Source organism: Streptacidiphilus rugosus AM-16 (assembly GCF_000744655.1).
In the GTDB taxonomy this organism is placed as follows: domain Bacteria; phylum Actinomycetota; class Actinomycetes; order Streptomycetales; family Streptomycetaceae; genus Streptacidiphilus; species Streptacidiphilus rugosus.
Window position 1 is genome coordinate 5147882 of sequence record NZ_JQMJ01000004.1, and the last position, 25065, is coordinate 5172946.

21 protein-coding genes are annotated in these 25065 nt (G+C 73.6%); 11 read left to right on the forward strand and 10 right to left on the reverse strand.

The features are described from left to right. Positions 1–14 precede the first annotated feature (14 nt). The 3 genes from BS83_RS32660 to BS83_RS32670 form a co-directional block, all read right to left on the reverse strand. Entirely contained in the window at positions 15–2330 is a 2316-nt protein-coding gene (locus BS83_RS32660) for a SpoIIE family protein phosphatase (RefSeq protein ID WP_051944450.1), read from the reverse strand. A 188-nt stretch (positions 2331–2518) separates the two neighbouring features. Next, entirely contained in the window at positions 2519–3856 is a 1338-nt protein-coding gene (locus BS83_RS32665; RefSeq protein ID WP_037607052.1) for a lipase family protein, read from the reverse strand. Between the two features lie 122 nt (positions 3857–3978). After that, positions 3979–4647, reverse strand: coding sequence for an alpha/beta fold hydrolase (locus tag BS83_RS32670; RefSeq protein ID WP_037607053.1), 669 nt, complete (start codon positions 4645–4647; stop codon positions 3979–3981). Positions 4648–4734: 87 nt separating this feature from the next. Between BS83_RS32670 and BS83_RS32675 the strand changes: the two genes are divergently transcribed. The 5 genes from BS83_RS32675 to BS83_RS32695 all read left to right on the forward strand — a co-directional run bounded on the left by BS83_RS32675 (position 4735) and on the right by BS83_RS32695 (position 10399). Beyond that, positions 4735–5523 carry a helix-turn-helix transcriptional regulator gene (locus BS83_RS32675; RefSeq protein ID WP_084714501.1) on the forward strand — a complete coding sequence of 263 codons (789 nt, stop codon included), beginning with the start codon at positions 4735–4737 and terminating at the stop codon, positions 5521–5523. Between the two features lie 147 nt (positions 5524–5670). Continuing rightward, the gene (locus BS83_RS32680) at positions 5671–6501 is read left to right on the forward strand and encodes an FAD binding domain-containing protein (protein WP_037607055.1); all 831 of its coding nucleotides are present in this window, start codon (positions 5671–5673) and stop codon (positions 6499–6501) included. Then, positions 6498–9263: a molybdopterin-dependent oxidoreductase gene (locus tag BS83_RS32685; RefSeq protein ID WP_037607056.1), complete on the forward strand. Its 2766-nt coding sequence runs from the start codon at positions 6498–6500 to the stop codon at positions 9261–9263. Before BS83_RS32680 ends, BS83_RS32685 begins: the two co-directional genes overlap by 4 nt. 133 nt (positions 9264–9396) lie before the next feature. Then, positions 9397–9690, forward strand: a complete 294-nt coding sequence (locus tag BS83_RS32690; protein WP_037607057.1) for a hypothetical protein — start codon at positions 9397–9399, stop codon at positions 9688–9690. Then, the gene (locus tag BS83_RS32695) at positions 9683–10399 is read left to right on the forward strand and encodes a class F sortase (RefSeq protein ID WP_157597417.1); all 717 of its coding nucleotides are present in this window, start codon (positions 9683–9685) and stop codon (positions 10397–10399) included. Before BS83_RS32690 ends, BS83_RS32695 begins: the two co-directional genes overlap by 8 nt. Positions 10400–10420: 21 nt before the next feature. On the opposite strand, the gene BS83_RS32700 is transcribed toward BS83_RS32695, so the two are convergent. The 3 genes from BS83_RS32700 to BS83_RS32710 form a co-directional block, all read right to left on the reverse strand. After that, complete coding sequence (locus BS83_RS32700) at positions 10421–10819, reverse strand: VOC family protein (RefSeq protein WP_037607058.1); 399 nt, start codon at positions 10817–10819, stop codon at positions 10421–10423. After that, entirely contained in the window at positions 10816–11316 is a 501-nt protein-coding gene (locus BS83_RS32705) for a cupin domain-containing protein (RefSeq protein ID WP_037610334.1), read from the reverse strand. The genes BS83_RS32700 and BS83_RS32705 overlap by 4 nt, the downstream gene beginning before the upstream one ends. A gap of 67 nt (positions 11317–11383) precedes the next feature. Continuing rightward, positions 11384–12586 (reverse strand): DUF6777 domain-containing protein, encoded by a 1203-nt coding sequence (locus BS83_RS32710; RefSeq protein WP_084714503.1) that lies wholly within the window; start codon positions 12584–12586, stop codon positions 11384–11386. A 473-nt stretch (positions 12587–13059) separates the two neighbouring features. Between BS83_RS32710 and BS83_RS32715 the strand changes: the two genes are divergently transcribed. Beyond that, positions 13060–14466, forward strand: a complete 1407-nt coding sequence (locus BS83_RS32715) for a streptophobe family protein (protein WP_051944452.1) — start codon at positions 13060–13062, stop codon at positions 14464–14466. Here BS83_RS32715 and BS83_RS32720 read toward each other — a convergent pair. From BS83_RS32720 to BS83_RS32730, 3 genes are read right to left on the reverse strand one after another with little or no spacing between them, the layout of a single operon-like run. After that, the gene (locus tag BS83_RS32720; protein WP_051944453.1) at positions 14418–15458 is read right to left on the reverse strand and encodes a serine/threonine-protein kinase; all 1041 of its coding nucleotides are present in this window, start codon (positions 15456–15458) and stop codon (positions 14418–14420) included. The two genes, BS83_RS32715 and BS83_RS32720, sit on opposite strands and share 49 nt — an antisense overlap. Further along, the gene (locus BS83_RS32725; protein ID WP_198035357.1) at positions 15458–16033 is read right to left on the reverse strand and encodes an SH3 domain-containing protein; all 576 of its coding nucleotides are present in this window, start codon (positions 16031–16033) and stop codon (positions 15458–15460) included. Before BS83_RS32725 ends, BS83_RS32720 begins: the two co-directional genes overlap by 1 nt. Beyond that, positions 16030–18357 (reverse strand): ABC transporter ATP-binding protein/permease, encoded by a 2328-nt coding sequence (locus BS83_RS32730; protein ID WP_037607059.1) that lies wholly within the window; start codon positions 18355–18357, stop codon positions 16030–16032. The genes BS83_RS32725 and BS83_RS32730 overlap by 4 nt, the downstream gene beginning before the upstream one ends. A gap of 85 nt (positions 18358–18442) precedes the next feature. Between BS83_RS32730 and BS83_RS32735 the strand changes: the two genes are divergently transcribed. Next, positions 18443–19399, forward strand: a complete 957-nt coding sequence (locus BS83_RS32735) for a GlxA family transcriptional regulator (protein WP_037610339.1) — start codon at positions 18443–18445, stop codon at positions 19397–19399. Positions 19400–19559: 160 nt separating this feature from the next. Beyond that, positions 19560–20561, forward strand: a complete 1002-nt coding sequence (gene gap / locus BS83_RS32740; RefSeq protein WP_037607060.1) for a type I glyceraldehyde-3-phosphate dehydrogenase — start codon at positions 19560–19562, stop codon at positions 20559–20561. A gap of 21 nt (positions 20562–20582) precedes the next feature. On the opposite strand, the gene BS83_RS32745 is transcribed toward gap, so the two are convergent. Beyond that, positions 20583–21455, reverse strand: a complete 873-nt coding sequence (locus tag BS83_RS32745) for a hypothetical protein (RefSeq protein ID WP_037607061.1) — start codon at positions 21453–21455, stop codon at positions 20583–20585. A 298-nt stretch (positions 21456–21753) separates the two neighbouring features. Here BS83_RS32745 and BS83_RS32750 point away from each other — a divergent pair, with 298 nt between their 5' ends. From BS83_RS32750 to BS83_RS32760, 3 genes are read left to right on the forward strand one after another with little or no spacing between them, the layout of a single operon-like run. Further along, entirely contained in the window at positions 21754–22989 is a 1236-nt protein-coding gene (locus BS83_RS32750) for a hypothetical protein (RefSeq protein ID WP_037607062.1), read from the forward strand. Continuing rightward, positions 22986–23780, forward strand: a complete 795-nt coding sequence (locus tag BS83_RS32755; RefSeq protein WP_037607063.1) for a WecB/TagA/CpsF family glycosyltransferase — start codon at positions 22986–22988, stop codon at positions 23778–23780. The genes BS83_RS32750 and BS83_RS32755 overlap by 4 nt, the downstream gene beginning before the upstream one ends. After that, positions 23780–25063: a nucleotide sugar dehydrogenase gene (locus BS83_RS32760; protein ID WP_051944454.1), complete on the forward strand. Its 1284-nt coding sequence runs from the start codon at positions 23780–23782 to the stop codon at positions 25061–25063. The genes BS83_RS32755 and BS83_RS32760 overlap by 1 nt, the downstream gene beginning before the upstream one ends. Positions 25064–25065: the final 2 nt, after the last annotated feature.

Sequence of the window (25065 nt, forward strand, 5' to 3'; positions counted from 1 at the left end):
CTGCGGGCCGGGGCTCAGCCGAGCCGGACCAGCACCAGGCTCGCGTCGTCGTCGGTGTCGCCGACGGCCGTGGCCAGCAGCGCGTCCGCCTGGGCCTCCAGATCCCCGTCCGGCTCCAGCGACTCGACGGTGCGGCCGAGCAGGGTCAGGGCCAGGTCCAGGGAGGAGTGGCGGCGTTCGATCAGGCCGTCGGTGAAGAGCAGCAGCAGGTCGCCGGCCCGGAGTTCGACCTGCGACTCCGCGTAGTCGGTCGCCGGCACCGCGCCCAGCAGCAGGTTGGGCGCCGACTCGAGCAGTCGGGTCCGCCCGTCCCGGAGCAGGAGGGCGGGCAGGTGGCCCGCGCTGGTCCAGCGCAGGATCCGGTCGGCGGGGTCGAAGTGCCCGCAGACGGCGGTGGCCGTGGGGTGCCCGCTGGTGCGCAGCGCCACCTCGTTGAGGGCGCGCATCAGCACGCCGGGCTCCGCCCCGGAGCAGGCCAGCCCGCGCAGCGCGTTGCGCAGCGCGACCATGCCGGTCGCCGCGTCGATGCCGTGCCCGGCGACGTCGCCGACGGCGATCATCACCCGCCGGTCGGGCAGGGCCAGCACGTCGTACCAGTCGCCGCCGACCCGGTACTCCTCCGCGGCGGGACGATAGCGGGCCGCGACCTCCAGCCCGGAGGAGGGCACGCCGAGGTCCGGCTGCTCGGGGACGATGGCCTGCTGCAGTTGGAGCGCGAGCCGGTGGCGCAGCGCCGCGTGCTCCTGCACCGAGCCGAGCCGGTCGAAGGTGGCCGCGAGCGCCTCCTGGGTCTGGTGCTGGGCCGAGACGTCCTGGAAGAAGCCGGTCAGTCCGGTCAGCGTCCCGTGCGTGAGCAGAGGCTCGGCGATGAGCCTGACATGGCGTGCGCCGCCGTCGGAACGCGGGAAGCGGAGCACGCCGCTGACGCCGTCGAGGTTGCCGGTCAGCGCCTCCAGCATCCGGCTCAGCTCCGGGCGGTCCTCCGGCACCAACAGGCCGGTGAGCCGCTCGAGCGGCACCGGCTCCGCGTCGGCGGGCAGCCCGAGCAGCGGCGCGACCAGCTCGCTCCACTGGGTCACCCCGCGGGCCGTGTCGTCCTCGAAGGCGGCGAGGGACCCCAGCCGGCCGGCTCGCTTGAGCACGGAGAAGCTGTGGTCCCTGCCCTCCGCGTGCCACAGCACGATGCAGCGCTCGGAGGAGACGGTGAGCACCCGGACGTTCAGCATCGGCGCGGTGTGCGGCTGCCGCGTGAGCGGCAACCGCTCCGCGCGCTGCACGTATCCCTGCCGGTAGGCGTCGGCGACCAGCGCGGTCAGGTCGTCGGCCGCGGCGGGCAGCACGTGCGCCAGGGGCCGTCCTACCGGACGGGGTACACCGCTGCTCATCCGGTGCGCGGCCGCGTTCATGTTCTCCACGAACAACGTCGGCGGCGCTCCGTCGGGCGCGGACCGGCTGCGCCGCAGTGTCATGGCCGGTTCGGCCAGCAGATCCAGCGCCGCGGCCAGCACCGGCAACGAGGCCCCGGGGTCGGTCACGTTCTCCAGGCCCGCCAGGACCCGGGCGAGCACCTCGACCAGGCTGATCACACGGCGGCGCAGCTCACGGTCGAGCTCGTGCGGCGCACGCCAGGACAGCAGCACGACGCCCGCCGAGTGGCCCTCGTGACGCAACGGCAGCAGCGCACGGGCGGCCGCACGGTCCGGCCCTGGCAGCTCTTCTGCATCGGAGACGCCCTTTGGCAACCAGAGCGGTGTCTCGTCGCGCAGCGCCTGTTGCGGAAGCCCGCGCCACTGCGGCGGGATCTGCGACCACTGCGCCAGGACGAGCGGCGGGAACCCGGCCGCACCGGCCAGGCGCAGGCAGTCGCCGGCGGTGCGCCGCCACAGCAGCAGGCTCCTGACCCCCAGCGGCCGCAGCTCGCCGAGCACGGTCGCGGCCACCTCGTCCAGGTCGCCGTCGACCTCCGCCGCGCTGGCGACGCGCCGTCGGGCACGCGGTCCGGGCAGGGCCTGGCCCTCGTTCGAGGCCGCGTCGGCGACCTCCGCGCCGCAGGCGCCGTTGACGATGTCGGCCGCCAGGTCCGCGACGGCGAGCCCCGCCCCGGCGGCCAGCCTGACCAGCGACTCCGCTGCTATCGCGGGCTCCACGGCCTGCTGGGCGACCAGCACGCCGGTGGCGACGTCCAGCAGGTGGCGGCGCCGGATGTGAGCCAGTTCGGCGGCCAGGTCCAGGTTCGCCCTGGCGGTGGGCATACGTGGGTCCTGGGGTCCGGGGTCCTGCCGCCCGGTGTCCGCGCCGGATCCGTGCACGGTCCCGCCGTTCCGAGACATGAGACCTCCTCCCCCGCCCGCAGGGTCCACCTGTCCAGTCTCCTCCGCGTATGCCCAGGTGGCGCGTCGCTACGCAGGCGGCAGCGACGCCGACATGCGGCCGGCCGCGCACCCGGTCCGTCGGGGGCGCGGCCGGCCGGACCCGGCGAGCAGCACGGTCGCCGGGAGCGCGGGGGCGGGCAGGGGTGTCAGGAGCCCGGCGTCACCGCCTCCGGGGTGAGCGAGTTGCCCGCCGCGATCCGGCCGCAGTTCGAGGGGGCCGCCTTGCCCGCGAAGCGGTCGCCCAACCAGCCGAGCGCGAGCGGCGCCCAGGCCGCGGCCGTCCCGACATGGCTGAGCAGGTCGAACTGCTGGTACTGCAGCGTCTCGCCAGAGGCGCAGTACTGACGGGCGAGCGCGCGCACGTCTCCGGCGACCATGACGCCGTCACCGGTGCCGATGCCGGAGACGTTGCTGAAGGTGCCCTCGAAGACGCCTCCGTCGCCCTGCCCGATGTAGCCGGGGACGGTCGGGGAGGCGGCGGAGCCGAGGTTGATCCGGTTCACCGCGTTGACGAACGCGGGCACCGAGTCGGGGTTCGCGTACTGCGGCTTGGCCATCTTCTTCCAGGTCAGCCCCGGGTAGCGGCCCAGCGCGCCGACGATCGAGGCGTGCTGGGTGGCGTTGTAGACCTGCAGCCCGTAGCTGTTCAGGTAGGGCGTGAGGTCGATGCCGAAGGACCGGCTGACGCCGATCAGTGCCATCGGGATGACACCGGTCCAGACCAGGGAGCCGTCGACGTACTTGAGGTTGTGCGCCGGGTCCACCAGCAGGCCGCCCTCGGCGAAGCCGACCAGCCTGCGGTTGACCTCGGGCGCGTACGCGGGCGCCATCGCGGCCGCCCAGTCGGTGGCGATCGCCCCGCCGGAGTAGCCCTCCAGGCCGAACTCGGTGTCCGCGGTCAGCCCGGTGTCCGCGGCCGAGGTGGCGGCCCGGATCGAGTCCAGTGTCGCGGCGCCGTACTCGGGGCCGGCCGCGAAGTCGGCCTTCTGCCCCTCGGTGTCCGGGATGACGACGTTGTAGCCCTCCAGCAGCAGCGGGGCCAGGAAGAGCGCCTCGGCGTTCGGGATCACGCCGCCCAGCGTGACGTCGCCGGCGATGGCGCGGGAGGGGCTGTCCGCGGGGTCCAGCGAGTCGTAGAACGACTGGTAGGACACCGCCTTCCCACTCTGTCCGGTCAGGCTGCGCACCACCGAGGTCACATTTGCGACCGGACGCCCCTGCGCGTCGACGGAGCGGTAGAGGAGCTGGATCACCTTCAACGGCGTGGGCACGCCGAGGACGTGGTACTGCAGCGTGCGTTCCTTCAGCACCGCGCCGGGCGCGTACGAGGCGAGCGGCGCGCTCCCGTCGTACGTGTAGAACGAGTCGTCCGTCGCGGCCGTCGTCGAGGTGGTCGCGGCGGCGTGGGCGGTGGCGGCCGGAGCGACGGCGGCGGTCATCGTGGCGACGACGGCGGTGGCCAGCAGGCGAGCGGCTCTGGACATGTGTCCCCCAGGTTCGTGAAACGGATCACAGATGGACCTGACGCCGGAGTAAGTTACCGCGTGGTAAGGCACATGCCCAGAGGTCCGGCACGACTTTCTTCAACGAGGCCGCCTGCCTCCGGTCACGCGGCGAGCAGCAGGGCGGCGACCGCCTCGGGGGCCTCCCGCATGGCGTTGTGAGCCGTGGGAAGGGTGTGCACCCGCCATTCGGGATCGGCCTGGAGCCGGGTCCGAAGTGGGGCGAAGGGGGTCCGGTCCTCCCAGCCCGAGCAGTAGACGAACTCCCGGCGCGGAACCGCGGCGACCGCCCCCGTCAGCCGGATCGTCTGCAGCAGGGAGGCCAGCGGATGGGGCCGGCGACGCGGATCGCCTCCCTCCGGCGGACGGGTGGCGTAGCCGGTGGACGCGGCGCCGGCGACGAACGCCTGCCGGTACTGCTCGCTCGTCGAGGACCAGCACGACTCGCCGTCCCGCGGCACGTAGGCGTCAAGGGCCACCAGCCGCGAGACCCGGCCCGCCGCGCGATCGGCCGCGGCGGCGATCACCATCCCGCCGTAGCTGTGGCCGACCAGCGTCACCTCGTCGAGCCCGGCGCGGTCGAAGAGCCGCACGACGTCACCGGCATGCGTGTCGAGGTCGGCCGTCGCGACCGTCTCCGGGTCGTCGTCCGGCCGCAGACCGGTGAGCGTCAGCGCGTGCACGGCGTGCCCGGCACGCTCCAGCAGCGGCACCACCGTCTCGAACGACCAGGATCCGTGCCAGGCGCCGGGCACCAGGACGAACGTCGCCATGGGTTCTCTCCCTCTCCGAGGACAACTTCCCTTGCAGGCAGTCTCATCGGCGCACGGCGTGGCTCACGACCGATACCCTGCCAGGCGATGCCCGTTCGCCGCCAAGCTCCCCCGACCGCACCGGTGACGTCACAGCTGTGGCCCTCCGGCGGGCGCCATCTCTGGACGTCGGGCGGAGCCGGCGCCGCGGAGTCGCACCCGCGCGGACACCTGGTGTACGCGGCGAGCGGCGTCCTGGCCCTGCACACCGAGCGCGGCACCTCGATCGTCCCCGCCGACCGGGTCGCCTGGACCCCCGCCGGGTTCACGCACCGCCACCGCGCGCACGGTGACACCGACATGCGGATCGTCTTCCTCCCGCCGTCCCTGGCCCGGCTCGTGCCGGACCGGCCCGTGGTCTTCCTCGCCTCCGACCTCGCCCGCGAGGTGCTGCTCGCGCTGACCGGCCCCGGCGACGACGGCGCCGCCCCCGGGCGTAGCGCCCCGGCACGCGCGCGCCTGCTGCGGATCCTGGTCGACGAACTGCACGAAGCGGCCGAACAGCCGCTGCACCTGCCGGATCCGAGGGACGACCGGCTGCGGGCCGTCGCCCGGCTGCTGCACGAGGACCCGGCCGACAACTCCACCCTCGCCGAGCTCGGGCGGACGATCGGGGCGAGCACCCGCACCCTCAGCCGGCTGTTCCGGGACGAACTCGGCATGACCTTCTACGAGTGGCGCACCCAGTTGCGCGTCCACCATGCCCTGGTGCTCCTCGCGGAGGGCCACGACACCGTGCGCACCGCGCACGCCTGCGGGTGGGCCAACCCCAGCAGCTTCATCACCGCGTTCGCCGACATCATCGGAACGACCCCGGGCCGCTACCGGAAGGGCTGACCGCCGGGGCGACAGGGCATGTACATGCGCTGGTCGATCCACCAGTTCGGGGTCCGCGGCTTGGTGCGCCCGCCCACTCGTTCGCCCCGGTCGGGCGTTGCTTCAATCGCCGTGTCGAGCTCCTGACGACGAGGACGGTGGTGGCAGGTGGACCTGAACACGGTGGTGGAGTGGCGCGACGCGCGGCAGCGCGACGCCTGGCGTCCCGGCGACGCCTGGCTCGGCGGCGGCACGTACCTCTTCTCCGAGCCGCAGCCGCAGCTGCGCCGGCTCATCGACCTCAGCCGGCTCGGCTGGGACCCGGTGCGGCTGACTCCTGCGGGCGACCTGGAGATCGCCGCGACCTGCACGATCGCCCAGCTCTCGCGCTTCGCCCAGGGCCAGGACTGGCCCGCGGCGCCGCTGTTCGAGCAGTGCTGCCGCGCCTTCCTGGCCTCGTGGAAGATCTGGAACATGGCCACCGTCGGCGGGAACCTGTGCAACGGCCTGCCGGCCGGTCCGATGATCTCGCTCACCGCCGCCCTCGACGGCGTCTGCCGACTGCAGTCGCAGTCCGGTTCGTTCCGGGAGGTGCCGGTCGCGGACTTCGTCGTCGGCGCCGGGGTCAAGGTGCTCGAACCGGGCGAACTGCTGCGCTCGATCACCGTCCCGGCCCGGACGCTCGCCGCCAGGACCGCCTTCCGACAGGCCTCGCTCTACGGACTGGGCCGCTCGGGGGCGCTGCTCGTCGGCGCCCGCGACCCGATCGACGGCGAGCTGACGCTGACGGTCACCGCCGCCACGGTGCGGCCGATCCGGTTCCGCTTCGCCCTGCCGCCCAACGCCGAGGCGGTGCACGAGGCGCTGGAGCTCGGCATCGCGTCCGAGGACTACTTCGACGACATCCACGGCCTGCCGGCCTGGCGGCGGCACATGACCTTCCGCTTCGCCGAGGAGATCCGCAGGGAACTGATCGACTGCCAGGAGGCCGACAGATGAGCTTCTCCGTCACCGTCAACGGCCGCGAGGTCGACGCCGAGCCGAGGGCCGGTCAGTGCCTGCGCACCTACCTGCGCGACCGCGGCTGGTTCGGGGTCAAGAAGGGCTGCGACGCCGGCGACTGCGGCGCCTGCACCGTGCAGGTCGACGGCGAACCGGTGCACAGCTGCCTCTACCCGGCGCAGCGCGCCGAGGGCCGGGCGGTGACCACCGTGGAGGGCCTGGCCAAGGACGGCGAACTGCACCCGATGCAGCAACGGTTCCTCGACGCCCAGGGCTTCCAGTGCGGCTTCTGCACCGCGGGCTTCCTGATGACCACGACCGCCGCCGGATTCGACGAGGAGAAACAGGCCGACCTGCCCAGGGCGCTGAAGGGCAACCTGTGCCGCTGCACCGGCTACCGGGCCGTCGAGGACGCCATCCGCGGCGTCAAGCACACCGAACGGCCCTGCGCCGGCCAGGCGGTCGGCCGCAGCCTCGGCGCGCCCGCCGGGCCCCAGGTGGTGACCGGCACCGCACGCTACACCTTCGACATGGAGGTCGAGGGTCTGCTGCACATGAAGCTGCTGCGCTCCCCGCACCCCCACGCCCGCATCGTCTCCATCGACACCGCCGCCGCCCTGCGGGTCCCCGGCGTGCACGCGGTGCTCACCCATCACGACGCTCCCGACACCCTCTACTCCTCGGCCCGGCACGAGCACCCGACCGAGGACCCGGACGACACCCGGGTGCTGGACGACGTGGTGCGCTTCGTCGGGCAGCGCGTGGCGGCCGTCGTGGCCGACAGCGAGGCCGCGGCCGAGGAGGGCTGCCGCCGGGTGGTGGTCGAGTACCAGCCGCTCCCCCACGTGATCGACCCGGAGGAGGCGATGGCGCCCGGTGCGCCGGTCATCCACCCGAAGGGGCCGGAGTCGCGCATCTTCCGCGCCGGGAACAACGTCTGCGGCGAGGTGCACGGCGAGACGGGGGACGTCGAGCGGGGCTTCGCCGAGGCCGACGTCGTCTACGAGGAGACCTTCCGGACCCAGCGCGTGCAGCACGCCAGCCTGGAGACGCACGGCTGCCTCGTCTACTTCGAGGGGACCGACGAGGAGGGTGCCGACGGTGCGGACGGTGCGAACGGCGAGGAGCGGATCGTGGTCCGCTCCAGCACCCAGGTGCCCTTCCTGACCCGCCGCGCCCTGTGCGCGCTGTACGGACTCCCGGAGGAGAAGGTGCGGGTGGTCGCGGGGCGGGTCGGCGGCGGGTTCGGCGGCAAGCAGGAGATGCTCACCGAGGACATCGCCGTACTGGCCGCGATGAAGCTGCACCGGCCGGTGAAGCTGGAGTTCACCCGCGCCGAGCAGTTCCACGGCGCCACCACCCGGCACCCGTTCACGGTCACGGTGAAGGTCGGCGCCCGGCGCGACGGCACCCTGACCGCCCTCCGGTTCCGGGTCGTCGCCAACACCGGCGCCTACGGCAACCACGGTCCGGCCGTGATGTTCCACAGCGTCGGCGAGTCGATGGGCGTCTACAAGGCGCCGAACAAGAAGGTGAACGCCTACTCGGTCTACACCAACGTCGTGCCCGCCGGCGCGTTCCGCGGCTACGGGCTGGGCCAGGTCACCTTCGCCCTGGAGTCCGCCATGGACGAGCTGGCCCGGCTCCTCGACATGGACCCGCTCGTCCTGCGCGAGAAGAACGTGATCGGTCCCGGCGACCACATGGAGGGCCCCTGCGGCGAGGAGGAGGACCTGCACATCGCCAGCTACGGCCTGGACCAGTGCCTGCAGGTGGTCCGCGACGCCCTCGCCGACGATCGCAGCGCCGAACTGGCCCCGCCCGGCTGGCTGGTGGGTCAGGGCTTCGCGATGGCCGCCATCGCCACCGGTCCGCCCGGCGGACACTACGCCGACGCGACGGTCAGCCTGCTCGACGACGGCAGCTACGACATCGCCGTCGGCACGGCCGAGTTCGGCAACGGCACCACCACCGTCCACAAGCAGATCACCGCCGGCGCGCTCGGCACCACCGTCGACCGGATCGCCGTCCGCCAGTCCGACACCGACGTCGTCCGGCACGACACCGGAGCGTTCGGCTCGGCCGGCACCGTGGTGGCCGGAAAGGCGGTGATGAAGGCCGCCAACGCCCTGGCCGGGCAGATCCTGTCCTTCGCCGCCGAGTACGCCCGCGTGCCGCAGAGCCAACTCCGGCTGACGGCGGACGCGGTGGAGTGCCAGGGCCGGATCGTGACGTTGAAGGAACTCTTCGAGGCCGCCCGCGGCCAGGGAGTGGAGCTCGTCGGCACCGGGCACTGGGGCGGCTCGCCGCGCTCGGTGGCCTTCAACTCCCAGTGGTTCCGCGTCGCGGTGGACCCGGACACCGGGGAGATCAGGATCCTGCGCAGCGTCCACGGCGCCGACGCGGGCAAGGTGATGAACCCGCTGCAGTGCCGGGGCCAGGTCGAGGGCGGCGTCGCCCAGGCGCTCGGCGCGACGCTCTTCGAGCGGGTCCTGGTCGACGAGCGCGGCGAGGTCACCACCGCCGCCTTCCGACGCTACCGCCTCCCGGCCTACGCGGACGTGCCGCGCACGGAGGTGCACTTCTCGGAGACCTCCGACGCGATCGGCCCACTGGGCGCGAAGTCCATGAGCGAGAGCCCGTTCAATCCCGTCACCCCGGCCTTCGCCAACGCGCTGCGGGACGCCACCGGCATCCGCTTCACCGAGGCCCCCTTCCTGCGCGACCAGGTGTGGCAGGCGCTGGACCGGCGGCGCTGACGGTCCATTAGGCCGTCGGAATGGATCTCCGACGATGAGATGACAAACGCGGGCGAGAGTGGGGATCACCGTTCGTGTCCAAATGGAGCGTGTTCGCCCTAGAAGTTCACGCTCCGTCATCAATGGAGGATTCATGAGGCTTTTCCGCAAGGCGCTCCTGGGTGCCGTGGCAGTCAGCACCATCGTCGGTGTGATGGCCCCGGTCGCGGCATCGGCCGCTCCGCGTGCCGCAGCTGCCACCACCCACGGCGTGGTCGCCAGTGACCGTGACCACAAGCGTCACCACTGCCACCACGGCTGGCGCTGGGTGAAGGACGACGGCCGCTGGGTCAAGGTCCGTTGCCACGACCACGACCACGGCGTCGACGCCGGCGGCGGCGGCATGGCGAAGTCCGTCGCGGACCTGACTCGGCACGTTGGTGGCTGAGAAACGCCTCCTCGGTGGCGGTTGCCGTTCCGCGGCATCCGCCACCGCGTCGTTGTGCGCGGCGGCCGCCGTGCTGGCGCTGACCGGGTGCGGCACGGACGCCCCCGCGAGTCGGCCCGCCCGGCCCGCGCGGGCGGCCGCGCCTGCCGCCGCGTCGCCAACCTCCGCGGCGGCGGTGGCGGCCGCGGCCCTGCCGGTGACCGTGCCGACCGTCGGCCCCGCCCCCGTCCCGATGCCGGCCTCGATCCCGGTCCGCGTGGACCTGCGACGCATCGGCGTGGACGCTCCGCTGATGCAGGTGACCCGCGGCTCCGACGGGAACGTCGAGACGCCCCCGTACAGCAGGCCCACCACGGCCGGCTGGTTCAACGGCTCGGTGACGCCGGGTCAGACCGGAACCGCGGTGATCGTCGGGCATGTCGACACCCGGACCGGACCGGCCGTCTTCTACCCGCTCAGCACCAGCCGTCCCGGTGATCTGGTGGACGTCCGCCGGGCCGACCGCACGACGGCCGAGTTCACCGTCGACTCGATCCAGGTCATCCCGCGGGAGTCCTTCGACGAGTCCGCGGTCTACGGCTCCACGGGGCGGCCGGAGCTGCGCCTGATCACCTGCGGCGGCACCTTCGACAAGGAGACCCAGGAGTACTCCAGCAACGTCGTCGTCTTCGCCCACCTCACCCGGACGGCCCCGGGCGGCTCCGACTGAGGCCCTGCCCCCGGCGGCCGGTCAGGACCAGCTGCGGGAGCAGAGGACGAGCCGGTAGCCGTCGGGGTCCGCGACGGTGACGCCGTGGACGTCCCAGTAGGGGTTGTGCGCGGGGACCCTGGTGCCCCCGGCGGCCAGCAGCCGGTCGATCAGCTCCTGATCGGCCGGCCGGCCCAGGTAGACGACGAAGAGGTCGTCGACGGTCGGGGTGGGCTCCAGCGGATGCTCCGGGTCGTGGGTCAGCTCGAAGTGCCAACGGCCGCCCTCCGGGCCGACCATGAGCAGGTCGTGCTCGCCCGGCACGCGCTCGGTGGTACGCCACAGCACGGCCAGGCCCAGCGCCTGGACGTAGAAGCGCTCGGCGGCGGCCAGGTCGCGCGAGGGCCTGGCCACCCGGACGTGGGTGTCCGCGGCGATCACGCGGACGCCTCCAGGGCGGCGCGCCAGACCGGACTGTCGACGTAGTGGTTGTCGAACCGCTCCGCGGACTCGGCGATCTCCCGCGGATCGGCCTCCCCGCGCATCACCCGGCCCAGCAGGCGCAGGTAGTCGAAACGGCCCATGCCAGGCGTGAAGACGAACAGCACGTCGGCCTCGCAGCCGGGCGCGGCCGCGAAGGCGTGCGGGGTGTGGGGCGGGACGGCCAGGAGGTCGCCCGCGTTCAGCACGCTGATCTCCTCCCCGACCAGCACCCGCAGCGAGCCGCCGACCACGAAGAAGATCTCCGTCGCCTTCGTGTGCAGGTGCGCCGGAGCACCCACGGCTCCCGCCGCGAAGGTGGAGCGGTAGCTGGTGAAGCCGTCTGCGGTGCGGTCGGAGTCGGCCAGCAACGTGATGACGCTGCTCGGGTCGGCGCAGGTCTCGGCGTCCGCGCCGCGGGTGAGCAGCGGGGCGAAAGGGGCTTGTCCTTCGGTCATGACCGCCACCATATGATCTTGAAACTGGCTTGGCCAGCGGGTTCGGGGCCCCGCCGGCCGAGCCGGATCAGCTGGGCGGGGCGGCCGCGGAGGAGGGCGCCTGTTCGACCGGGGCGCTCGCCGGGGCCCCGGAGGAGACCGCGGGTGAGGGCGCCTGCTCCGAGGGCGAACCGCCGGAGCCTGACCCGGAGCCCGAGGGCGCAGGGGACGGCGAGCCCGAGCTGCCCGAGGGGCTGGGGGACGAGGTCGACGGCGATCCGGACGGGCTCTTCAGCAACGCGCCGGTCGACGGGCAGGGCGAGCCCGAGGCGGCGCCGGACGCGCTGGCGGAGGCGTCGGGGGACGCGCACGGCGTGGCCGAGCCGGTGGTGGCGGAGCCCGCCGATCCGCTCGCGGAGGCGCTCGGGTTCGGCGGCGGGATGCTGTGGTCCCCACCGCCCCGGCTGCCGACCGGCCGGACGAACCACTGCCCTGTGTCCTGGTCGTAGAGCGTGATGGTCTGCTGCTCGGTCACCGCGGGCTGCACGATCACGACGTTCTCGACCCTGAAGGTCGGCCAGGCGGTCCCGGTGAAGGTCTCGTCGCCGGTGGACTGCGGCGCGAGCAGCGGGTTGCCGCAGGCGCAACGGGCCCGGGGCAGACCGCGGTTGTCGATCAGTACCGCGGTGCCCACCTGCAGCACCGACTGGAACGAGGTCGCCTGCCCGTTCGCGAAGCCGTGGTTGGTGACCCTGGTGTCGGCGCGGAGCACGACCGGGGTGAGGGTCCGCAGGAAGGCGGCGATCTGGTCCTGCGGGATGCCCTCGACCCCGGCCCAGGCGCGACCCTTGTCCTGGTGCGTGGTCAGGAACGCGGAGAGCTGGGCCACGTCACAACTGGAGACGGACTCCGTGCCGCCGTACAGGCCGAGCGCGGTGCCGCGCACGACCCGCGTCGTCTGCCCGGTCGCGACGGGCGAGGCGCTCGCCGAGCCGGTCGCGCCGGTGTGCCGGGGCGAAGGACTCGCGCTGGGGTGACCGGGCGGCGGCGGGGTGAAGGGCTCGGGCCCCGTGGAGTCCGCGGGCTGGAGTGCGACGGCCTGGCTGGTTCCCGATCCCGTCAGCACCAGCGGCACCACCACGGCGGCCACGACCGCCGCGCCCAGCCCGGCCAGCAGACCCGGCCGCCGCCACCAGGGCCGGTGCGGGCCGCCGCCCTCGGGCGAGGAGCCCAGTCTGCGTCCGCCGGACGGCGGCTCACCGGGCGGCGGCGGGCCCGGCCGGTCCGCCATCTGCGTCGGCGGCTCGGCGCCGGGCTCGGGCGAGGGGGGCTGGGCGGAGGGGGCTGCGTCTGCGGGGCCGACAGGGGTCCTGAGGGCGGACCCGAGGGCGCGGCCGTGGGCCGTTCGGAGGGCGGGACACCGGACTCTCCGCCGGGGCGCTGCCAGGACGGCTCGGCCGGCGGTTCCATCGGGGGTTGGCTGCTCACGTGCCTTGCCTTCCGGGATCTCGGGGTCGCGGCCACCGATCACCGCCATTCTCCGGCGACCCTTCCGCGCTCGCACACGCGGCGACCGGGCCCGGTCGCCGCGCGTCACCCGGCCCGCCGCGTCGGACGCGCGCCGCGGGCCCACCTGAAGGAGCCTGGACTTGCCCGGCGGAACCGCGCGAACAGGGGCCGCCCCCGGCCGAGGGCCGGGCTGCCTCGCACCGGGCGGGCGCACCGCCCGGTGCGACCTCCGGTCCCGACGCGGCAAGGAGCACCATGCAAGCGGGTGACCGACACACCGGCACGGCGTCCCTGCCCGCGCGCAGCCTCGGCGCCGCGGCGGTGCTCGTCCTCGGCGCGCTCGCGGTGATGGCCGCGCTCGGCGCGCTGGGGCTCTGGCTGGCCGGGGCGGACGCCCTGCCCGGCGACTCGTTCGGGCCGGTGCTGGCCGCCACCATGCTGATGGCGCTCGGGGCTCCGGTGACCGTGGCGGGCACGGCCGGCGGCCTGGCCCAGGCGAACGCGGCCCTGGAGGTCCTGCCGCTGACCTTGAGCCTGGCCGGCGCCCTGGTCGTCGGGCTGGCCTTCCTGCGTCCGCTCCGGCACCGCGCGGTAGCCCATACGGGTGAACTGCTCGCACGTCTCGCGGCCGCCGCGCTGCTCTGGGCGGTGGCCGTCTGGCTGCTGGCGCTGACGGCCAGGCACAGCTTCGTCATCTCCACCGGCAGTTCGCTGACCGACCAGATCGGCAGCGCGCTGGGCGCCTCGCCGACGGTCGGCTTCCGGGTCGGTGTCGGCCCGGCGATCGGCTTCGGGCTGCTCTGGCTGCTGGTGGTACTGGCGCTCACCTTCCTGGTCTCCCGGTCGGCGCCGCTCCCGCCCCGGCTGCTGCGCTTCCAGGACGCGGTGCGCCCGGCGGGTTCGGCGGTGCTGGCGGTGCTGCTCGGCTACGTGCTGGTCGCCCTGGTCGCGGGGCTGGTCACCGCGGTGGTGCACGGCCCGGCCAGGGACGTGCTCGCGGTGGTCGTGCTGGCGCTGCCCAACGTCGCCTGGCTGGCCTTCGGCGTCGGCCTCGGCGGCTCCTGGCACGGCCATCTCAACGCCGGCATCGGTCTGCCGATGCCGAAAGTCCTCTCCGCCGCGCTCAGGGCCGCGGGCGCGGGGACCCACGACACGACCGTGGACCTGGCCACCCTCGCGCAGCGCGACGGCCGGGTCTGGCTGCTGCCCGTCCTGGCGGGCCTCGCCCTGCTCGGCTGCGGGGTGGCGCTGGGCGCGGGCGGCGTACGGCGGGCCTCCGAGGGCGGCACGTCACCGCTGTGGCGGCACGCGGTCAGCCTGGGCGTGGCGACCGCCTGCGCGATGCTGCTGGTGGGGCTGCTGACCCGGGTGTCGGCGGCCTACGGCCTCTCCCTGTTCGGGGTGGGCGGCACCGGCGGGCTCTCGGACCTGCTGGGCGATCTGACCGGCGGCGGCTCGGGTGGGTCCGGAGGCTCCGGCGGACAGAACAGCCTGGCGGCGGGCGCGGTCTCCCTGGTGCCCGACCTGGCCAGAGGTGTCCTGCTGGGCGCGCTGTGGGGCGCGCTCGCGGGCGCGGCCGGCGGCTGGCTCGGCGCCCGCCTGTGGCGCGGGCGCTACGTGGTCGGGGGCGCCGGGTCCGTCGGGTCGGCCCCGGGCGAGTAGACGGGCCAGGCCCAACGGGGCGGCGGGCGGATGCCCACGGACGGTCGCTCCTCGATCCCGGACCGGGACTCGCGCGGCGCGTGCACGATCCGGGTCGGCGCGTGGCCCGCCGCGGCGGGCGCGGCCGCGAGCGGCTGCGGGCTGAGCGCGCTGCGCAGCGCGGCGACGAAGTCCAGGCAGCTGTCGAAGCGGTCCCCGGGCACCTTGGCCAGGGCTCGGGCCAGCACCGCGTCCGCGCCCGAGGGGAGCCCGGCGCGCAGCTCGGTCGGCGGCGGCGGATCGTCGTACTGGTGCGCCCAGAGCAGGGCCATGTCGTCCTCGCGCCGGAACGGCGGCCCGCCGGTGAGCATCTCGAAGACGACGCAGCCCAGGCTGTAGACGTCGCAGCGCCCGTCGACGGGCTTGCCGGAGATCTGCTCCGGCGCCACGTAGTCCAGCGTGCCGACGAACTGGCCGACGCTGGTGAAGCCGGTCAGCGAGAGGGACTTCTTGGTCAGCCCGAAGTCCGTCAGGTAGACGTGCTCGGGGTGGTCGGCGTCGGTGCCCTCGGCGACCAGCACGTTGCCGGGTTTCACGTCCCTGTGCACCAGCTGGTGCGCGTGCGCGGCGTCCAGCGCCGAGGCGACCTGGACGGCGATCCGCCCGGTCTGCGGCAGCGGCAGCGGTCCGGTGCGGTCCAGCAGGGCCCGCAGGTCGCGTCCCTGGACGTAGCGCATCGCGATGAACAGCACGCCGTCGGCCTCGCCCGCCTCGAAGATCGGGACGATGTTCGGGTGGTCGATCGCGGCGGCGACCTTGGACTCGTGCTCGAAGCGCCTGCGGAAGACCTCGTTGCGGGCCAGCTCGGGCGCCAGCAGCTTGACCGCGACGGTCCGGTCCAGCCGGACGTCCCTGGCCCGGTACACGACGGCCATCCCGCCGCGGCCGAGCACCCGCTCCAGCTGGTAGCCGGCGATCCGACGGCCGGCCAGGTCGTCGGAGTCGGGGCCCATCAGGCGTCACCCGGCACCCGGGTCGGCGGCCCGCCGGCCGCGGCGGCCGGACGCGCGCCCGACTCCGGGGGCTCGACGGGCGCGTAGGTGCGCAGTTGCAGGCCGTCACAGTAGACCCAGCGGCTCTGGTCCAGATCGAGCAGCCAGGCCGCGTCCCCGTCCAGCACCAGGCCGAGGCGCAGCCCGTGGGTGAGCTGCCGGAAGGTCTCCAGGTCGATGGTGCCCTCGGTGACGTCCTCGACCTGCTCCCGGTAGTGGGCGAGCGCCTGCTCAAGCCGGCGGAGCAGGGGCCGTGGGTCGGCGGAGGGCGCGAGCGGCTGGGTGGTCCCCGGCGGACTGTGCGGGAGGGAGACCAGCAGCCGGCCGTCCACCCAGGCGGTCCAGCCGTTGGAGCAGACGACGCGGGTCCAGTCGCCGCGGACGTCGACGGCCAGCAGCGGCAGCAGCGGGTCGAGCCGGGCGCTGGGCTCGGAGAAGTCGGGCCTGGCCCAGGTGGCCAGACCGTCGGTCGGCGCGACGTGGGTGGGCCGGAACTCCGCGGGGTCCAGCGGGTCGGGGCCGTCGGCCGGGCTCACCGGCGCATCACCGCGGGCTCGTGCCGGCGCAACAGCCGGGCGACCAGGAGGGCCAGCACGGCGGACAGCACGACCAGCATGCCGACGTCCAGCAGCCAGGTGCCGGTCCGGTGGACGAACAGCGGATCGGAGGTCAGCGTGCCGGGCACCACCGTGTGCAGGTCGATCGTCCCGGCCATCGCGCCGAGGGCCCAGCGGGAGGGGACCAGCCAGGAGAGCTGGCCGAGGACGGGGACGCCGTTCAGCTTCAGCAGCGCGCCGCAGAAGACCACCTGCACGATCGCCAGCAGCACCAGCAGCGGCATGGTCACCTCCTCCTTCCGCACCAGCGCCGAGACCAGCAGGCCCAGCATCATGGCGGTGAAGGAGAGCATGGCGACGGTGATCGTGATCTCCAGCAGCGGCGGCATCAGCACCCCGCCGCCGCCCCTCGGTCTCAGCCGGACACCGAAGAGGCCGACCATGGTCAGCACCACGGCCTGCACCACGGTGACCGTGCCCAGCACGACGATCTTCGAGCAGAGGTAGGCGGAGCGGGACAGGCCGACCGCCCGTTCGCGCTGGTAGATGGTCCGTTCCTTGACCAGCTCGCGCACCGCGTTCGCGGCGCCGGTGAGCACCCCGCCCACGCACAGGATCAGCAGGGCGTTGAGCGCGCTGTTCTGGTCCAGCCTGCTGCCGGCCAGGGCGTGGGCCATCGCGCCCATCACGAAAGGCAGCGCGATCATGATCGCCAGGAAGGTGCGGTCCGCCACCAGCGCGGCGGCGTAGCGCCGGATCAGGGTGCCGAGCTGGGAGAACCAGCTCTGCATCGGCGGGCTCGGGGCGACCTGACGCCCGGTCGGCCCGGCGGCGCCGGCTCCGGCCGTCGCCTGGGCGATGTAGCGCTGGTAGGGGGCCGAGCCGTGGAACTCACCGGCCCAGTCGCGGTCCCTGTCGTTCTCGAACGCCTCGAAGGCGTCGGGCCAGTCGGGGAAGCCGAAGAAGGGCAGCGTCTCGTCGGGCGGCCCGTAGAAGGCGATCCTCCCGCCGGGGGCGAGCAGCAGCAGCCGGTCGCAGACCCCGAGGCTCAGCACGCTGTGGGTGACCACGACGACCGTGCGTCCGTCGTCGGCCAGGCCGCGCAGCATGTGCATCACCGACCGGTCCATGCCGGGGTCGAGCCCCGAGGTGGGCTCGTCGAGGAAGAGCAGCGAGGGCTTGGTCAGCAGCTCGAGCGCCACGCTGACGCGCTTGCGCTGGCCGCCGGAGAGGCTGGAGATCACCTGGTCCGCCCGTTGCTGCAGACCGAGTTCGGCGATCACCTCCTCCACCCTGGCACGCCGCTCCTCCTTGCCGGTGTCGCCGGGGAAGCGCAGCTCGGCGGCGTAGCCGAGGGCCCGGCGCACGGTCAGCTGGGTGTGCAGGATGTCGTCCTGCGGCACCAGGCCGATGCGCTGGCGCAGTTCGGCGTAGTCGCGGTAGAGGTCGCGGCCGTCGTAGCGGACGGTGCCCTCGTCGGCGGGCCGCAGCCCGGTGAGGGCGTTCAGCAGCGTCGACTTGCCGGCGCCGCTCGGGCCCGCGACGGCCAGCAGGCACTTCTGCCCGACCGGGAAGGAGACCCGGTCCAGCAGCGTCCTGCCGTCGCCGACCCTGACCACGATGTCGTCGACGTCGAGGGTGACCTCGCCGGTGTCGACGAACTCCTGCAGTTCGTCGCCGACCAGGCAGAAGACCGAGTGGCCGATGCCGATCAGCTGGCCGGGGCCGACCGGCGCGGGGCCGGTGACCGGCTGCCCGTCGAGGAAGGTGCCGTTGTGGCTGCCCAGGTCGACGATCTCGAAGCGGCCGCCGTCGCGGTGGAGTTCGGCGTGGTGCCGGGAGACCACCAGGTCGTCGACGACCAGGTCGTTGTCGGCCGCGCGGCCGATCCGCAGCGTGTGCTGCGGGGTCCGCAGGATCCTGGTCGGCTGCCGGCTGGAGCCGGTGATCGCGGTGAGCGCGGAAGGGCGTTCGGTCACCCTCGTCGGCTCCGGCAGCGCGGCCAGCGACGCCCAGGCGCCGTCGGCCGCGTCGCCGAAGCGCAGCGTCGTGCCGGGGCCGACGTCGAGATGCCGGACCCGGTGGCCTTCGGTCCAGGTGCCGTTGGTGCTGCCCACGTCGTCCAGGGTCCAGTGGTCGAGCTCGACGTGGAGCACGGCGTGGTGCCAGGAGACGCGCGGGTCGGCGAGGACCACGTCGCTCTGCGGATCACGCCCGATGTGGTAGCTGCGGTTCGGGCTGATGAGCTGCGAGTCGCCATCGATTTCGAGCAGGAGCTGCGACGCACCCGGGCGCTCTGCCATGTTCTGGATTTTATCGCCGCCCGCCGCACCCGGCCCGGCGACGGAGGAGCGCCGGTCACCAGGGCCGTTGCCTAAGCTGTTGGTCGTGTCCGACCCACGCCTGCGCCGCGCCGCCGTCCTCGTGCTGGAGGGCGCCAAGCCGCTGGACGTGGGGATTCCTGCCCAGGTGTTCACCAACCGGGCGAGCATGCCCTACGAGGTGCGGGTCTGCGGCGCCGCGCCCGGGCTGGTGACCGGCGGCGACGGTCTCTCGTACCACGTCGCCCACGGCCTGGAGGCGCTGGACTGGGCCGACATCGTCTTCGTGCCCGGGTACCGGCACCCCGACCGCGAGGAGCCGCCCGCCGCCGTCGTCGCCGCCCTGGTCTCCGCCCACGAACGGGGCGCGCGGCTGGCCGCGATCTCCACCGGGGCCTTCGCGCTCGCCGCGACCGGCCTGCTGGACGGCCGGCGCGCCACCACCCACTGGCACTACACCCGGGCGCTGGCCGAGCGGCACCCGCAGGTGCGGGTCGACGAGAACGTCCTCTTCGTCGACGAGGGCCCGGTGCTGACCTCGGCGGGCGCCGCCTCGGGGATCGACCTGTGCCTGCACATCCTGCGCGGCGACCTCGGCGTCGCCGCGTCCAACCACGCCGCCCGGCGGCTGGTGGCCGCGCCCTACCGCAGCGGCGGCCAGGCGCAGTACGTGCCGCGCAGCGTGCCCGAGCCGATCGGCGAGCGGTTCGCGGCCACCAGGGAGTGGGCGGTGCACCGGCTCGGCGAGCCGCTGACGGTGCGGAGCCTGGCCCGGCACGCGGCCGTCTCGCCGCGCACCTTCTCCCGGCGCTTCGTCGAGGACACCGGGTACACCCCGATGCAGTGGGTGATGCGCGCCCGCGTCGACCTCGCCAGGGAGCAACTGGAGCGCTCCGAGCGCAGCGTCGAGCAGATCGCCGCCGACGTCGGTCTCGGCACCGGCTCCAACCTGCGCCGGCACTTCCAGCAGATCCTCGGCACGACCCCGGGCGAGTACCGGCGCACCTTCACCAAGGGCGAGTAGGCAGCCGGATCGCGCGACGGGTGCCGGCCACGGCGACGACGGCGCAGGTCCGGGCGCACGCGTTGGCACGATCCTTGCGGACCGTGGCACTCACGCCACTGCCGCCGGTCCGCGCCGCGCGCGAGGGTTGATGTGCCACCCCACAGAAGGAGCACCACTCATGACCCGCATCGCCATCAACGGATTCGGCCGCATCGGACGCAACGTGCTGCGCGCCCTGCTGGAGCGCGACAGCAAGCTGGAGGTCGTCGCCGTCAACGACCTCACCGAGCCGACCGTGCTGGCGCGGCTGCTCGCCTACGACAGCACCGCGGGCCGCCTCGGCCGCCCGGTGACCGTCGAGGACGGCGCCCTGGTCGTCGACGGCCGCCGCATCGCGGTGCTGGCCGAGCGCGACCCGGCCCAGCTGCCGTGGGCGGAGCTCGAGGTCGACGTGGTGCTGGAGGCCACCGGCCGGTTCACGGCGGCCGAGGCCGCCCGCGTGCACCTGGCGGCTGGCGCGGCCAAGGTGCTGGTCAGTGCGCCGTCGGACGGCGCCGACGTGACCCTGGCCTTCGGCGTCAACAGCGACCAGTACGACCCCGAGCGGCACACCGTCGTCTCCAACGCCTCCTGCACGACCAACGCGCTGGCCCCGCTGGCCGCCGTCCTGGACGAGCTGGCCGGCATCGAGCACGGCTTCATGACCACCGTGCACGCCTACACCCAGGAGCAGAACCTCCAGGACGGTCCGCACCGCGACCCGCGCCGCGCCCGCGCCGCCGGGGTCAACATCGTGCCGACCTCGACCGGTGCCGCCAAGGCCATCGGCCTGGTCCTGCCGCAGCTGGACGGCAAGCTGTCCGGCGACTCGATCCGGGTCCCGATCCCGGTCGGCTCGATCGTCGAGCTCAACGCCACGGTGGCCCGCGACGTGACCCGCGACCAGGTGCTGGAGGCCTACCGGGCGGCCGCGGCCGGCCCGCTGGCCGGGATCCTCGAGTACTCCGAGGAGGCGCTGGTCTCCAGCGACATCGTCGGCAACCCGCACTCCTCCGTCTTCGACTCGGCGCTGACCCGGGTCGACGGCCGCCACGTCAAGGTCGTCGCCTGGTACGACAACGAGTGGGGCTTCTCGAACCGGGTCATCGACACCCTGGAGCTGCTCTCCGCGAACGGCTGAGCCGCTGCGCACCGCCCCGGGTCAGACAGTGCGGCCCGGGGCGACGTTCGGGTCGAGCGGCAGCTCGGCCAGCGGGTCCTCGCACCGGACGCCCGGTGACGGCACGAAGGTGAACTGGACCATGCCGCGGGTGGTCCCCTCCGGCGGGATGCCGGCACGGTGCAGACAGCGGGTGGTGTTGACGAACGCGCCCTGACCCGCGGGGGCCGTGAAGGGGACGACGCGCCCCGGGTCGTCCAGGTGCCGCCGCGCCGGTCCCTTGGCCCAGCCCTGACCGAGGAAGCCGCTGCGCATCAGCCGGCGGGTGCTCGGGACCGGATGCAGCCGGAAGGCGCCGCCCTCGGCGGTCACCCCGTCGCTGATCTGGACGAAGAACTTCAGCGTGGAGATCGGGTGCTGGTCGCAGTGCCAGAGGTTCCCGTAGTGGTGGAACCGGCGCTCGGGCTCGGGGATGTGGCCGATTCGCCACATGCGCACGTGCTGCACCCGCCACCGCCCGCCGTAGTAGGCGTCGAGCACGCTCAGCACGGGGGCGTTCAGCAGCTCCCGCAGGGCGGGCGCGCGGCCCACGGGGTCGAGCACGTAGCGGACCGTGTCCTTGATCCGGCCGCCCATGTCGACGGTGACCGTCGGATCGCCGATGAGCGCGTCGTAGCTCTCGCGGACCTCCTCGATCAGACCGGCCCGGTAGCCGGGATCGACGACCGCATAGCCTTCCCGCTCCGCCCTGGCCGCCAACACGCCACCGGCCGTATCGGCGAGAACGGCCGGTTCCGAACGCGACTTCATGAGGAGTCGACGCTGGCCCCTGTTGTTCTCCGTCCAGGCGTCGTTGCCCCAGTACAGGCGTGCACCCTCCAGAGCCGCAAGGCGCCGGAGCTCCCCGATGCGCATCTGACCTCCCCCGCTCTTCACTTGGTCTTCACAAGGTAGAGTCTCGGGGTCTTCGCGATCAATACTGTTGACGTTCAAGATTTCTGACGCGATGCCCGGCTTGACGTGGGCACCGACAAGGACGATTTCAGCCTTTTTGACGAAACGTCACACAGCATCGATATGAGCCGAGTTGCACAAACGTCCGCCCGGCGCGGAGTTGTGTGCTTATTGTGTGGAGTCACCTCCTCGGAACGTCCCTCAGCACGTCGCACGTCCTCCTGCACGTCTTGTCGCCTTCGACGCGGTGAAGGACCCGATGACCACCACACGCACCACGGCCCTCGTCGCGGCCGAGCCCGACCTCGCTCCGCTCCTGGAACGTCTGCTCCGACTGGCCGAGTCAGGCCTGCCCGAGATGTTCCGCACCGGACCGGAGAACTTCGTCTTCACCCGGGCGGCCGCCGCGCCGCCCGCAGCCGACGGCACGGTCCGGCTGGAGCAGCGCGGGGAGAGCCTGCGCTACGCCGCCATCACCGTGCTCGGCGCCCGCCTGCTGCCCGAGGATCGCCAGCGGCCGCTCTTCGGCGGCCGCACCGCCGCCGAGTACGCGGGCGTCCTCGTCGAACGGCTGCCCGGCGTCGGGAACCTGGGCGACGCCGCCCTGGTCGCCTGGGCCGCGGCCGACACCCGGCACCCGAAGCTCGACGACGCGCTGGCCCGGCTGGCCGCCCTGGACGACCTGGAGGACGGCGCCCGGCAGCCCCGTTTCACCGTCGAGGCCGCCTGGGTGCTCTCCGCCCTGGCCGCCGCACGCGGCCTCAGCGACGCGACCGGCGTGGAGCGCAGGCTGTGGACCGCCAGGGACCGTCTGCTGCGCGCCAGGATCGGCGGCAGCCCGATCTTCCCGCACGCGACGGGCCCCGGACTGCTGCCCTGGTACCGCGCCCACGTGGGCTGCTTCGCCGACCAGACCTATCCGCTGCAGGCGCTGGCCCGCGCCCACGCCTCAGGCGAGCGGAGCGGTTCGGGCGGCGACCCCGAGGCACTGTCCGCGGCCGACGCCTGTGCCGCCAGGATCTGCGATCTGCAGGGCGAGGGCGGCCAGTGGTGGTGGCACTACGACGCCCGGCGCGGCACCCTCGTCGAGGGCTATCCCGTCTACAGCGTGCACCAGCACGCCATGGCCCCCACCGCGCTGCACGACCTCGCCGAGGCCGGCGGCGCGGACCACGGCGCCGAGATCGGGCTGGGGCTGCGGTGGATGACCGAGGTCCCCGAACTGCACGCCGCGGGCTCGGGCGTCACGCCCGAACCGCTGATCCAGGACGAGCTCGGGGTGACCTGGCGCAAGGTCTTCCGCGGCGACCCGCGCAAGGCGGTCAGGGCCGCCCGCGGCGTCGGCAGCCGGCTCGTCCCCGGCCTGCGGATCGAGCCGCTGGAACGGCTCTTCCCGCCGGTGGCCGTCGACCGCGAATGCCGTCCCTACGAGTTCGGCTGGATGCTGCACGCCTGGCTCGGCTCCCTCGACAACGCTGCGGGTGAGGACATATGACCATCAGTCAACTTCCCCCGAGGCAGCAGGTCCTCGGGATATCCCTGGATCCGCTGACGCTGGCGCAGGCGGTGGACGTCTGCGCCTCCGCCGCGCAGGACGGACGGCGCCTGGAGGTCGGCGTGGTCAACGCGGCCAAGCTGGTCACCATGCGCAAGGACCGGCGGCTGGCCGACGCCGTCACCGGCTGCGACCTGGTGCTGGCCGACGGCCAGGCCGTGGTCTGGGCCTCCCGCCTGCTGCGCTCGCCGCTGCCCGAGCGGGTGGCCGGCATCGACCTCTTCCAGCAGCTGCTGGCCGTGGCCGAGCAGCGGGGCCTCTCCGTCTACTTCCTGGGGGCCAGGCGCGAGGCGCTGGACGCGATGCTGGCCGAGATCGCGGCACGCCACCCGCGGCTGCGGGTCGCCGGGGCCAGGGACGGGTACTTCAGCGACGCCGAGCAGCCGCAGGTCGCCGACGCCATCGCGGCCAGCGGCGCTCAACTGCTCTTCCTCGGCATGACCTCGCCGAAGAAGGAGCTGTTCACGGCCGCCTTCGGCGAGCGTTCCGGGGTGCGGGTGGTGCACGGCGTCGGCGGCTCCTTCGACGTGCTGGCCGGGGTCACCCGCCGCGCGCCGGAGCGCTGGCAGCGCCTGGGCCTGGAGTGGCTCTACCGGGTCGCCCAGGAGCCGCGCCGGCTCGGACGCCGCTACCTGGTCACCAACGTCCAGTTCGTGCTGATGACCCTGCGGGCGATGCTCGCCCGCACCACAGCACCTTCGCAACCGCAGGCACAGGCAGGGGGAAACTGATGCGCGTGGTCGTGGTCGGGCAGGGCTATGTGGGCCTGCCGCTCGCCGTGCGGGCCGCCGAGGTCGGGCACGAGGTCGTCGGGTACGACGTGGACACCGGCCGGATCAAGCGGCTGGCGGACGGCGAGTCCTATGTGGAGGACGTCGCCTCCGAGCGGCTGCGGGCCGTGCTCGCGTCGGGCGCCTACCGGGCCAGCGACGCCGCGCGGGACTGCGGGGGCTTCGACGTCGCCGTGGTGACCGTCCCGACGCCGCTGCACGAGGGGGTGCCCGACCTCACCTACATCGAGGAGTCCGCGCGCACCCTCAGCCGCTACCTTCGTCCCGGCGCGACGGTGGTGCTGGAGTCGACCACCTATCCGGGCACCACGCAGGACCTGTTCGGGCCGCTGCTGGAGGACGGTTCGGGACTGACCGCGGGCACGGACTTCCACCTCGGCTACAGCCCCGAGCGGATCGACCCGGGCAACGCGGTGTGGGGCTTCCAGCAGACCCCGAAGGTGGTCTCCGGCGTGGACGCCGCCTCGCTGGAGGCGGTGCGCTCCTTCTACGGGCAGCTGGTGGACACGGTCGTGCCGGTGGCCTCGCCGAAGGAGGCGGAGCTGGCCAAGCTGCTGGAGAACACCTTCCGGCACGTCAACATCGCGCTGGTGAACGAGATCGCGATGTTCGCCCGGCACCTGGACATCGACGTCTGGCAGGCCATCGACGCGGCCGCCACCAAGCCCTTCGGCTTCATGCGCTTCACCCCGGGTCCCGGCGTCGGCGGACACTGCCTGCCCATCGACCCCTCCTACCTGTCCTGGCGGGTGCAGCGCGAACTGGGCCAGAGCTTCCGGTTCGTGGAGCTGGCCAACGACATCAACAACCACATGCCCGAGTACGTGACCCGCCGGCTGATCGAGGCGTTCAACGAGCGCCGCCGCTCGGTCAACGGCTCGCGGGTGCTGCTGCTGGGCCTGGCCTACAAGAAGAACACCGGCGACGCCAGGGAGTCGCCCGCGCTGCGGGTGGCGCACCTGCTGCTGGACCTCGGCGCCGAGGTGCACGCGGCGGACCCGCACGTGGTCGAGCCGCCCGAGGCCGACGCGCGACTGGCGAGGGTCGAGCTCACCGCCGAGGAGCTGGCCGCGGCGGACGCCGTGGTGATCCTGACCGACCACGACTCCTTCGACTACGGGCTGGTGCGCGAGCACGCCCGCTACGTGCTGGACTGCCGCCGCCGCCTGGCCGCCGACGACGCGTCGGCCGGCCGGGAGGGCTCCCTGGTCGAGGTGCTCTGAGG